This is a genomic window from Truepera sp. (genome assembly GCA_032027045.1).
Lineage (GTDB): Bacteria > Deinococcota > Deinococci > Deinococcales > Trueperaceae > JAAYYF01.
In genome coordinates, this window is the sequence record JAVSMU010000001.1 from 1,499,469 (window position 1) to 1,511,419 (window position 11,951).

The 11,951-nt window shown below is 68.1% G+C and carries 9 protein-coding genes; 5 read left to right on the forward strand and 4 right to left on the reverse strand.

Features of this window, described 5'->3' with window-relative positions:
- The first annotated feature begins 663 nt into the window (after positions 1-663).
- The 5 genes from ileS to ROY82_06930 all read left to right on the forward strand — a co-directional run bounded on the left by ileS (position 664) and on the right by ROY82_06930 (position 7,872).
- Positions 664-3,996 carry an isoleucine--tRNA ligase gene (gene ileS, locus ROY82_06910; protein ID MDT3682187.1) on the forward strand — a complete coding sequence of 1,111 codons (3,333 nt, stop codon included), beginning with the start codon at positions 664-666 and terminating at the stop codon, positions 3,994-3,996.
- Positions 3,997-4,180: 184 nt separating this feature from the next.
- The gene (gene gap, locus ROY82_06915) at positions 4,181-5,173 is read left to right on the forward strand and encodes a type I glyceraldehyde-3-phosphate dehydrogenase (GenBank protein ID MDT3682188.1); all 993 of its coding nucleotides are present in this window, start codon (positions 4,181-4,183) and stop codon (positions 5,171-5,173) included.
- Positions 5,174-5,186: 13 nt separating this feature from the next.
- Positions 5,187-6,371 (forward strand): phosphoglycerate kinase, encoded by a 1,185-nt coding sequence (locus ROY82_06920; GenBank protein ID MDT3682189.1) that lies wholly within the window; start codon positions 5,187-5,189, stop codon positions 6,369-6,371.
- A 2-nt stretch (positions 6,372-6,373) separates the two neighbouring features.
- Positions 6,374-7,009: a RimK-like ATPgrasp N-terminal domain-containing protein gene (locus ROY82_06925; protein MDT3682190.1), complete on the forward strand. Its 636-nt coding sequence runs from the start codon at positions 6,374-6,376 to the stop codon at positions 7,007-7,009.
- A complete protein-coding gene (locus ROY82_06930) occupies positions 6,997-7,872 on the forward strand; it encodes an ATP-grasp domain-containing protein (protein MDT3682191.1) in 876 nt (291 codons plus the stop codon). Before ROY82_06925 ends, ROY82_06930 begins: the two co-directional genes overlap by 13 nt.
- Here the strand turns inward: ROY82_06930 and ROY82_06935 are convergent.
- The 4 genes from ROY82_06935 to ROY82_06950 all read right to left on the reverse strand — a co-directional run bounded on the left by ROY82_06935 (position 7,847) and on the right by ROY82_06950 (position 11,939).
- The gene (locus tag ROY82_06935) at positions 7,847-8,989 is read right to left on the reverse strand and encodes a GNAT family N-acetyltransferase/peptidase C39 family protein (GenBank protein MDT3682192.1); all 1,143 of its coding nucleotides are present in this window, start codon (positions 8,987-8,989) and stop codon (positions 7,847-7,849) included. The genes ROY82_06930 and ROY82_06935 overlap by 26 nt on opposite strands.
- Entirely contained in the window at positions 8,986-9,945 is a 960-nt protein-coding gene (locus tag ROY82_06940) for an electron transfer flavoprotein subunit alpha/FixB family protein (GenBank protein ID MDT3682193.1), read from the reverse strand. Before ROY82_06940 ends, ROY82_06935 begins: the two co-directional genes overlap by 4 nt.
- A gap of 20 nt (positions 9,946-9,965) precedes the next feature.
- Positions 9,966-10,721 (reverse strand): electron transfer flavoprotein subunit beta/FixA family protein, encoded by a 756-nt coding sequence (locus tag ROY82_06945; GenBank protein ID MDT3682194.1) that lies wholly within the window; start codon positions 10,719-10,721, stop codon positions 9,966-9,968.
- Between the two features lie 78 nt (positions 10,722-10,799).
- Positions 10,800-11,939: an acyl-CoA dehydrogenase family protein gene (locus ROY82_06950; protein MDT3682195.1), complete on the reverse strand. Its 1,140-nt coding sequence runs from the start codon at positions 11,937-11,939 to the stop codon at positions 10,800-10,802.
- Positions 11,940-11,951 lie beyond the last annotated feature (12 nt).

Consider the following 11,951-nt stretch of genomic DNA (forward strand, 5'->3'; position numbering starts at 1 on the left):
ACGTCACGGACGCTGATGATTCCCGTTTTGCTCGGCTCGAACAACACGGTTCGACGACCAGGGTCTTGGCATTCCGAGCTGATGTGGGGCGCTCCTTGGAGGCAAAAGGGCGTTCAGACAACCGACTCGGTGAGGTGCGGACGAGTTCCGTTTTTGCTCAGGAGTAGCAACGGCGCTTATTTGACGTGCCTCGTGCCTGCTGCTAGGTTTGAGTCTAGCGTTGACACCGCTCGTTGTAAAGTGTCTGCGCTGCGAAGTGCGTGATGTTCATCACGCTCTTCCACCCGCGCAAGGCGAATTCGACCTGCGTGGACCGCCGGCAGTTGCCCGGCGTGGCTATGACGGGAACAGGCCGCGCGCCTTGCTACCCACAGCGAACCGGGGATGGTGAGAGCCCGGAGGCAGGCAAGCGCGAACGGTATCCTCCCCGAGCCGCTCCCCCAACCCGCCCATGCGCGGCAGTAGGCGGAGCCGAGTGGCGCCCGAGACAGCGCCGGGTCGTTCGCGTCTGTGAGCGACCACCGAGGCCGGCGTAGAGAACCGCGTACGGCGAAGTTGGGTGGTACCGCGCTCCCGAGGCGCCCCAACGCAACGTTGCGAGGGGCGCCTTCGTCGTCACGAGGCGCCTAGCGCGCGCCGCTGCTCGGGACCGAGGTGACACTCATGTTCGACGAGGTCAGTAGCGACGTCAACTTCCCCCGCCTCGAGGGCCGGATCGACGACCTGTGGCAGGAACGGGACGTCTTCCGCCGCTCAGTGGCGCGCCCGGCTCCCATGGGGAACTGGGTCTTCTACGAGGGACCGCCGACGGCCAACGCCAAGCCGGGCGTGCACCACGTGATCAGTCGCGCGTTCAAGGACCTCTTCCCCCGTTTCAAGACGATGCAGGGGTACCGGGTCAGCCGCAAGGGCGGTTGGGACACTCACGGCCTGCCCGTCGAGATCGCCATCGAGAAGCGCCTCGGCTTCACCAACAAGGGGCAGATCGAGGAGTACGGCATCGAGCGCTTCAACGCGCTCTGCCGCGCCGACGTGTTCAGCAACATCCAGGACTGGAACAAGATGACCAGGCGCATCGGCTTCTGGATAGACCTGGACGACCCCTACATCACTTACTCGAACGAGTACATCGAGTCGTGCTGGTGGATCATGAAGGACCTCTTCGACCGCGGCCTGCTGGTGGAGGACTACAAGACGACGTGGCATAGCCCCTCGTCCAACACTACGCTCGCCTCCCACGAGGTCGCCCTCGGTTACAAGGAGGACGTCGAGGATCCCTCCATCTACCCGAAGTTCCCGGCGTTGACGGCCGACCTCGAGGCGCGCGGCGTGGTACCCGCCGGTTTCGACCGGCCCGTCTACTTCCTGGCGTGGACCACGACCCCCTGGACCCTCGCCGCCAACTCGGGGCTGGCCGTACAGGCCGAGGCCGAGTACGCGTTGGTGGAGGCGCCCGCGAAGCATGGCGACCCGGGCCCCCGCGACGTCTACGTACTGGCCGCGAGCCTAGTTGCAGACGTGTTCGACGAGGGCAGCTACGAGATCCTCGGCCGCTTCAAGGGCGCCGACCTGGTGGGCGCGGCTTACCGGCCCCTGCTCCGAGGACAGCCGGGGGACGATGCGGACGTGAGCACCGGTTATCGCGTAGTGGCGGATGACTTCGTGAGCCTGACCGATGGGACGGGCATCGTCCACGTGGCGCCGGCCTACGGCGACCTCGAGGCCGGCCGCGCCCACGGCCTGCCGGCGATCTTCTCGGTCGACCTTACCGGTAAGGTCATGCCGCAGGTGCGCCCGGTCGGCGCACCCGAGGAAGGCGACGGGCCCTACACGGGCGTCTGGTTCAAGGAGGCGGACGACCTGATCACGCAGGACCTCACCGAAGCCGGTCTCATGTTCCGCGCGGGCACGATCCTGCACTCCTACCCCATGAACTGGCGCGACGACGTCCCGCTCATGAACGTCGCCAAGCGCAGCTGGTACATCCGCACCACGGCGGTCAAGGACCTGCTGCTCGCCAACAACGACCGCGTCGGTTGGCACCCCGATCACGTCCGCACCGGGCGTTTCGGGAAGTGGCTCGAGAACAACATCGACTGGGCTCTCAGCCGCGAACGGTTCTGGGGGGCGCCCATGCCCGTCTGGGAGAACCCGGACGGCACCAAGAAGGTGTGCGTCGGGTCGGTGGCCGAACTCGAGGAGCTCTCGGGCAAGGACCTCCACGACCTGGACCTTCACCGGCCCTTCGTCGACGACGTGACGTTCGTGTTAGGCGGCGAGACCTACACCCGCGTGCCGTACACGGTGGACGTGTGGTTCGAGTCGGGCGCCATGCCCTACGCCCAGTGGCATTTCCTCGGTGACCTCGACAGCGAGGCGGGCCAGGAACTCGCCGGGCACTTCCCCGCCGACTACGTCTGCGAGGCGATAGACCAGACGCGCGGTTGGTTCTATTCGCTGCACGCGCTGGCCACGCTGTTGACCGATCCGGGAGACCCCGACACCGGCCGGTTGCCCGGGCCACTCGCGCCACTCACCCCACCCACGTCCGCGTTCAAGAACCTGAACGTGCTGGGCCACATCGTGGACGACAAGGGCGAGAAGATGTCGAAGTCTCGGGGCAACGCGGTCGACCCGTGGACCGTGCTCGACGCACAGGGCGCCGACGCGCTGCGTTGGTACTTCTACTCGGCCTCCCCGCCGGAAGCCACCAAGCGTTTCAGCCAGGCCCTGGTCGACGAGACGCTGCGGGACTTCTTCATGACGCTCTGGAACGTCTACGGCTTCTTCGTGCTCTACGCCAACCTCGAGGGGCCCGACCTCGGCGCCGCCCCGAAGGCCACCGACAGGCCGCCCGTGGACCGCTGGCTGCTGTCGCGCCTGAACACCGTCATCCGTGACGTGACGGTCGCGCTCGAAGACTTCGACCCTACGACAGCGAGCCGCGCCATCCGCGACTTCGTGGTCGACGAGCTCAGCAACTGGTACGTGCGCCGCAACCGGCGCCGCTTCTGGCGCTCGGGTCAGCAGGGTGAGGGTGGGCAGCGCACGCTGGACGCCGACAGCCTCGCCGCCTACGCCACCCTTTACGAGGCCCTGGTGGGCGTGACCAAGCTCATGGCGCCCATGGCGCCCTTCAGCAGCGAGGCGATCTACCAGAACCTGGTGTTGAGCCTCGACCGGGGCGCCCCGGACAGCGTCCACCTGGCAAGCTGGCCTGCGGCGGACGAGGCGCTCATCGACGACGCGCTGATGCGCGACATGCGCGCGCTCATGCGCCTCGTCGAGCTGGGCCGCGCGGCGCGCGCGGAGTCGGGCGTGAAGCTGCGGCAGCCACTGCCGGAGCTGCTGGTGCGCGTGCGCAGCGTCGACGAACTGGCCGGCGTGAAGGCCCTGGCGGATCAGCTCCTCGAGGAGCTGAACGTGAAGTCCATCCGCTTCTTGGACGTCAACGACGACTTCGTCGACTACACCGTCAAACCGAACCTGCCGCGCCTGGGTAAGCGCGTCGGGAAGCTCATCCCACGCCTGCGCGCGGCGCTCGAGGGGGTGGACGGGCGCGAGGTCGCGGCCAACGTCCGCGCCGGCGCCGTCACCCACGTGTTGCTGGGCGACGTGACGCTGGACTTAGGGCCGGAGGACCTGCTCCTGGACGCGCGCAGCCCCGAGGGCTACGCGGCGCAAGAGGGCCGCGGTTACCTCGTGGCGCTCGACACGCGCGTGAGCCCCGCGTTGCGGCGCGAGGGGCTAGCGCGCGACGTGGTGCGCTTGGTACAGAACGGCCGCAAGGCAGCGGGTCTCGACGTTTCCGATCGCATCTCGCTCTGCATGAGCGGCAGCGGCGAGTTGGCCATGGCGCTCGAGGAGCACGGGGCGGCGCTGGCCCGCGAGGTGCTCGCCACCTCGTTCACCATCGGCCACCCGGCGCCCGGCATGTACCAGGAGCACCACGACTTGGAAGGAGAGCGGCTCACGTTCGGCCTGGCCAAGGCCTGAGCCATTACCTCCCGGCAATTACCACACGGGACTAACGGCCGGCGAAGCGGCGACGGTCCTGCGGTACAATCGAGGCGACACGGACGACGCCGTCCCCTCCGGGGTGACGGCGTCGCCACGCGGCCCGAACGAGTGTTGCGCACCCACGCGCAAGCCGGACCGGCCGCCGGAAGGCAGTGAGCACATGAGAATCGGCATCAACGGGTTCGGCCGCATAGGCCGCCAGATCTTCCGCATCGCGCACTCCAGGGGTCACGAGGTCGTCTTGGTGAACGATCTGACCGACAACGAGACCCTCGCCCACCTGCTCAAGTACGACTCGACCTACGGCCGCTACCCAGGCACCGTAGAGCACGACGCGGAGAACATCATCGTCGACGGCACCAAGATCGCGGCGACGGAGCACCGCGACCCAGCCGCCATCCCCTGGGCCGCCCACAAGGTCGACATCGTCGTGGAGTCGACAGGCATCTTCACCAAGCGCGAGCAGGCCGCCGTGCACTTGGCCGGCGGTGCCAAGAAGGTGCTGATCAGCGCCCCCAGCCCCGACTCCGACTTCGACATCATGCTGGGCGTGAACGAGGACCAGTACGACGCCGCCAAGCACGACGTGGTCTCCAACGCCTCTTGCACCACCAACTCGTTGGCGCCGGTCATGAAGGTCCTCGACGAGGTGTTCGGCATCGAGCAGGCGCTCATGACGACCATCCACTCCTACACGAACGACCAGCGCATCCTCGACGCGCCGCATCGGGACCTGCGTCGTGCCCGCACGGCGGCCGCGAACATCATCCCCACCTCGACGGGCGCGGCACGCGCCGTGGCCAAGGTGCTTCCGCAGTTGAAGGGCATCTTCGACGGTTCGGCGCTTCGCGTGCCGACCCCCACGGGCTCCATCTCCGACGTCACGGCTCTCCTGAAGCGCGAGGCGAGCGCTAAGGAGATCAACGACGCCCTGAAGTCGGCGGCCGAGGGGCGTTTGAAGAACATAGTGCGCTACACGGCCGACCCGATCGTCTCGACCGACATCGTGGGCGACCCGCACTCCGGCATCGTCGACAGCCTGCTCACGAAGACCCAGGGCCGCCTCGCCAAGGTGTTCGTCTGGTACGACAACGAGTGGGGCTACTCGAGCCGCATGGTCGACGTGCTCGAGATCATGGGCAAGGATCTCTGAGGTACACGAGACGATGTTGCGTGGAGTCGACGACTTGGACCTGAGTGGCAAGCGCGTGCTGCTGCGCGTGGATTTCAACGTGCCGGTGAAGGACGGCCAGGTCGTCGACGACACGCGCATCACTGCCGCGCTACCGACCATCAGGGCCTTGCTGGACAGGGGTGCCACGCTCGTGCTCACCTCGCACCTCGGCCGGCCCAAGGGTAGTCCTTCCGACAAGTACCGGCTGGGGCCGGTGGCCGCCAGGCTGGCGCAGCTTCTGGGCCGCCCCGTCCGCTACCTGCCGACGCCCGGGCCCGCCAGCAGCGAGCAGCAGGCTTTCGTGGCGGACGCTCCCGTCGGGAGCGTCACGCTCATCGAGAACAGCCGCTTCGACGCGCGTGAGGAAGCGAACGACCCGGCGCTCGCCCGCGTGCTGGCTTCATACGGTGACTTCTACGTCAACGACGCGTTCGGGGCGGCTCACCGCGCACACGCCACCACCGAGGCCGTTGCCAGGCTGCTGCCGAGCGCCGCCGGTTACCTCATGGCGGCCGAACTCAAGGCACTGTCACGGCTGACGAGCGAGCCGGAGCGCCCCTTCGCGGTGGTGCTCGGCGGCGCCAAGGTGAGCGACAAACTGGGGGTACTGGAGCGCCTCATCGACCTTTCCGACACCATCTTGGTCGGCGGCGCGATGGCCTACACGTTCATCGTCGCCCGCGGCGGCGAGGTGGGGCGGTCGCTCGTGGAGCGCGAAATGCTGGCCCTGGCCACCGACGTGATGGCCAAGGCCGAAGCGCACGGGGTGAGGCTCTTGCTGCCCGTCGACTCCGTGTGCGCGCCCGGCATCGTGGCCGGCGCCCCGGCGTCGGTCCACCCGTCGAACGCCATCCCCGAGGACCTCATGGGTCTCGACATCGGGCCAGACGCCGTGGCCGAGTTCGAGGCTGCGCTGGCGCCGGCGAAGACCGTCTTCTGGAACGGCCCCCTGGGCGTCTTCGAGGTCCCGCCGTTCGACGCCGGCACCCGCGCGATCGCCCATGCCGTGGCCGCACTCGACGCCTACACGGTAGTGGGCGGCGGCGACTCCATCGCCGCCTTGAACGCCGCTGGGGTGCTGGGCGCGATCGACCACGTCTCCACGGGCGGGGGTGCGTCCCTCGAGTTCGTCGAGGGACGGGCGTTGCCCGGGGTGGCCGCACTCGAGGTGGCATAGGCGTGTCCTACGAGCCGTTCATCAACCTGGACAAGGACCGCTTCGGCAAGGCGGGCCCCGTTACGGCCGACATCGCCGACGTCGCCGGCGATTACACCTACCTCACCCGCGGTTACTACGCCGCGCTCGACGCGGAGCTCGAGGGAAAGCTGGTGCTGCCCACCACGGCCGACGCGCTCGACGCCTACGTCGTGCCGATCGCGATGGAGAAGGCGCGGCTGGCCGGCATCCCGGTGCCCGAGTACGAGATCGTGGTGGAGCGCTTCCCGCCGCCACCCATGCTGGCCTACCCCATCAACCCCTTCAGCGTCAGGGGCGAGCTCCTGCTCGACGACGCCGCCGTGGAGTCGCGCCGCAAGGGCCTGACCTACACCGGCAAGTACGCGGTTCTCATCCAACGCCTGCCCGGGGATCACCGGGTGGACGTGCTGCGGCTGGTGCTCGGCACCACCCCGGTAGCGGAGTACCAGGCCTTCGGGGCCAGGGTGTTCGAGGCCTTCCGCCTACCCCTCATGCGCGTGCGCGTGATCGTCACGCCCAAGGCTTACCTGCTCTCGGCCATCGAGCCGTTGCCGTTCAAGGATCTGGACGACGCCGAGCGCGCCGTTCTGGAGGGGATGGGGACATGGCGCGCCTAGCCATCTTCACCGAGCGCTACACCATCCGCTCGTCGGTCGAGTTGACGGCCCTCACCAACTTCCGGCTCGCGGCTTTCGAGCTGGATCACGAGCTGGACTTCCTCTTCAAGCAAGAACTCAAGTACCTGAAGAACTACGACGGCATCTTCATCAGGGCCCTCACCGACCCGCTCAACGCCTCGTACGTGGTGGCGCGGCAGGCGGAGCTGCTCGGCAAGCGCGTGCTCGACCATTCGAGCGCCATACTCATCTGTTGCGACAAGGTCAACATGTACTCGCGGCTCATGGCGCACGGTGTCTCCATCCCGGAGACGCGCTTCCTGGAGGAGGCCGACCTCAACCCCATGAACGCCTCCAGGCTCTTCGAGGAGCTCGGCACCCCGCTGGTGATCAAGGCGCCCAACTCGAGTTTCAGCGCGTACGTCGACAAGGTGGCCACGCCGGACGCTTTCGTCAAGGTCGGCAAGCGCTTCTTGCGGCGCTCCGACCGGGTAGTGGTGCAGCAGTACATGCCGAGTGACTTCGACTGGCGCGTGATCACGTTGGACGGCCGGGTACTCGCGGTCGTGAAGTACGCCTTCGCGCCGGCGCAGTGGAAGCTGATGGACCGCACCGAGTCGGGCGAGTGGGCCAAGACCGTCGCCACTCACCGTGACGAGGCGAACCCCAAGCTACTCGCCACGGCCCTCGCCGCGGCAAACGCCATCGGCACGAGCCTCTACGGCGTGGACGTGAAGGAGATCGACGGTGAGTTCTACGTCATCGAGGTCAACGACAACCCCACGATCGCGGCCGGGGACGAGGACCAGGCGAACCCCGAAATCTACGGTGAGATCATCAGCCACCTAGCGGGTGATGCCTGACCTTCCCCCAGCGCTCGATGACGACCATGGCCCGGTGGCGGGCCCTCCCCCAACGGCTCACCTGGTCGAAGAACTCGCGCTCGATCGGCAGGTGAACGGCGTCGGCCCGGCTCGTGCCGTCGGGCACGAGCGGGTCGTGGATGTAGAGGTGGTGGTCGTCGAAGCCGGTCACGACCACCCAGTGAGGCACGCGCTCGTCGTACAGCCTGTAGCCGGACAGGAGCACCAGTGGCACCGCTCCGCGTGCGATGACGTCGGCCACGTCCTGATTGGTGAAGTCGCGGATCTCGACCTTGCCGCCGAGGCCGCGCAGTTCACGCTCGAAGGTCATGTGAGAGATGCGCACGACCTCCTTCTTCTCGCCCCTCACGCTGTCGAGGAACGGCACCTCGGCGTCGGGGGTGACCACCACGGCCTGGAAGCCGCGCCTCAGCGCCGCGACGGCGAGGCCATGGCCGCTGCAACCGCCGTGGCCCGAGAGCATGAAGACCGTGGTGGCCTCCCGCCAAAGGGCTAACTCGAGCCAACGCTCGAGCGGCACCGGGTAGTCGTGGTAACGCATGGCCATCATCAGGGCGGCCGGGCCGCACGTGAAGTCGAGCGTCTGGGCGTAGTAGGGGACGCCTAAGACGGTGGCGCCTCCGCGCGTGAAGCGCTTGTACATGCGAAGCGCGCTCGAGTGGTCCTCGTAGTAGTCGGCAGAGCGGCCCCGCACCGAGTAGCCGGCGCCCTCGTAGAGCGCGATGGCGGCCGCGTTATCCTCTCGAACCTCCAGCCGCATGACGATGGCGCCCCGCTCGCGCGCCCCTTCCTCGCTCGCCGCGAGGAGCTGGCGCGCCACGCCGCGCCCACGAAAATCGGGGCTGACGACCATGGAGTAGAGGCGGGCGGAATTGAAGCCGCGGCGGAAGAGTACGACGGCGTCACCCACCACCACCCCGTCCGACTCGGCGACCCACACCTCCGCGCTCTCGCGGCCCAGGAGGCGGGCGAACGAGGCGCGCGTCATGCGGTCGCCGGGGAAGGAGTCCTCCAACCCCAACAGCGCATCGAGGTCACGGCGCCCGGCGCGCCGCACCGTTACCCCGCCGGCGACCACCGCGGCGGCTTTCGTCACGAGCCCAGGAGCTCCGTCACCGCCTCACGTAGGGCCGGAGCCACCGCCTGGACGTCGCCCACGATGCCGTAATCGGCGACCTTGAATATGGGCGCGTCACCGTCCTTGTTGACAGCCACGATTACCTTGGAGCGGTTCATGCCGGACAGGTGCTGGACGGCGCCCGAGATACCGAGCGCCACGTACAGGTCGGGGCTGACGCTCTTGCCCGTCTGCCCGACCTGCTCCTCGTAGGGGCGCCAGCCGGCGTCGACCACGGCCCGGGTGGACGCCACGCCGGCGTGCAGGGCGTCCGCCAACGACTCGACCTCGCGCGCGAACGCCTCGGCGTTACCCAGGCCACGCCCGCCGGCGACGACTACCTTGGCCTCCTCGAGGGGCACGCGGCCGCCCGCGGCTGCGGCGCTCTGGCCCACCTCGACGCGCTCATCGTTCGCTGAAAGGCTGGGCGAGAACTCGCTGACGCTGCCCTGTTGACCCGGCTCCGCGGGCTTGAAGATGTTGGGCTTCACGCTGACCACTCGCGCCTTGGCGGCGCCGCTCGTGCGAACCGTCTCGGTGACGCGCGCGAGGTACGAGTACCGTTTGGCCTCCAGGCCATCGCCGTCGGCGCGCAAGGAGATCACGTCCTCGAGGAGCGCGGCGCCGAGGCGCACGGCCACCCTCGGGGCAACGCTCTGGCCCAGGCGGTTGGCGGAGAAGAGCACGGTGTCGGCGCCAAGCTGCTGCGCGAGCTGCGTGACGCTCGTGGTCACCGGCTCGGCTGTAAGTCGCTCCAGGTCGCCGATGTGGTGAACCTGGCCCACGTACGCGGCCAGCGCGTCGGCGGCCTCGCGCGGCCCGAACAACACGGCTTGGACCGCACCGGGCTCGGCCAGCTGCCTGGCGACGGTTATCAGCTCGAGGGCGCTACGTTGCGGGCGTCCGCTCGAGGCGGTGGTTACTACGAGGATCAACTCGGGTTCCTCCTGTTTCCTCAAAGCACCTTGGCCTCGTCGCGCAGCAGGCGGACGAGTTCCTTGGCGGCGGTGGCGGCGTCTCCGCCGATGATCTTGCCCAGGCGGTCGCGGGTCTGGATCTCCTGCGCCACGATCTCGGTGAGCGCGGGGCCCGCGGCGAACTCGGACAGGTCCTTCTTGGCGAGCTCCTTGCGCTTAGCCTTCATGATGTTGGGCAGTGTGGGGTAGCGGGGTTCGTTGAGGCCCTGCTGGGTGGTGATGACCGCGGGGAGCGGCAACTTCAGGTCTTCGTGGCCGTTGTCGGTATCGTGCGTGACGCTGGCCTGCCCGTTCTCCAGCTTCAGCGCCGTGGTCCAGTCGGACTGCGGCCAGCCCAGCACCTCTGCGAGCGCCGGTCCGAGCGCAGCGCTGTCCCAATCTGCCTGCTTGCCGCCCACGAACACGATGTCGGCGTTCTCCTGCTCTACGACCTTGGCGAGGACGCGCGCCTGCGTGATCGGGTCCAGGGCCTCGTCGGTCACCACGTGCACGGCGCGGTCGGCGCCCAAGGCCAGCGCCGTGCGTAGGGCCTCCTCGAAGCGCTCGGGGCCGAGGGCGACGGCCACGATCTCGAGGTCGAGCCCGCCCTCTCGCAGGCGGATGGCCTCCTCCACGCCGTACTCGTCCATGCCATCGATCACGAAGGTGCCGCCGTCCAGGTTCACGCCGCCGGCGGCCGCGCGGATGCGGGCCTCGGCGTCCGGAACCTGCTTGATGATCGTCACTGCCTTCACTTCTTCGACCTCCAGGGGCGCCTTCGGCTGGCGCCCACGTCTCCGTTTTGTCGTTCTCGGCGCAGCGCGCCACTGGCCCTATTCTAGGACGTGGCGCGCGATGACCAACCGCTGGATCTCGTTGGTGCCCTCGTAGATCTGGTTGAGCTTGACGTCACGCATGAGCTTCTCGACGGGATACTCGTTCATGTACCCGTAGCCGCCGAAGATGTTGATGGCCTCCTGCGCCCCGGCGAACGCGCTGTCCGAGGCGTAGGCCTTGGCGATGGCGGCGGCCTCGGCGTGCGGCCGGCCCTCGTCGGCCAACCACGCGGCGTGATACGTCTGCCAGCGCGCGGTCTCGAGCGCGATCTTCATGTCGGCCAGCTTGAACTGGATGGCCTGGAACCTGGCGATGGGGCCCCCGAACGCGTGCCGCTCGAGGGCGTAGTTGCGTGCTTCGTCGAGCGCGCGTCGCAAGACCCCCACGGAGCCGGCCGCCACCGGCACGCGGGTGCGGTCGAGGGTGCGCATGGCGATCTTGAATCCCTCCCCCACTTGACCCAACAGGTTGGAAGCGGGCACGCGCACGTCGTCGAACACGAGCTCGTAGGTCGGGCTGGCGCGCTGCCCCAGCTTGCCATGGAGCTTGTTGGAGCTGAACCCGGCGCGGTCGGTCTCGACGACTACGGCCACCGTGCCTCGGTGCTTGAGCTGCGGGTCGAAGGTGGCGAAGACGACGTTGAAGTCGGCTATCCCGCCGTTGGAGATCCAGGTCTTGGTGCCCGTGATGACTATCTCGTCGCCGTCGAACACCGCCTTGGTGGACAGGGCGGCGGCATCGGAGCCGTTGTTGGGCTCGGAGAGCGCGAAGGCGGCGAGCCGAGGGCCCTCGGTAAGGGGGCGCAGGAAGCGTTCATGCTGCTCCGGCGTGCCCGCCAGCAGTAGCGGCGTGATGCCCAGGTCCGACGCCATGAGCACCGTGTAGATGCCCATGCAGCCGTAGCCGAACTCCTCGCCGAGTATGGCCTCGTCGAGCAGGCTTAGCCCGAGACCACCTGCCGCGGCGGGGATGCCGACGTTCAGGAGGCCCACCTCGTGCGCGGCCTTCACGACCTCTCCCGGGTACGAGGCCTCCTGATCGTGAAGCGCCGCCACCGGGATCACCTCGTCTCTTACGAAGTCGCGCGCCAGCTTCTGGAACTGCTTCTGTTCGGCCGTCAGCTCGAAACCAATCACTGCTCACTCCTC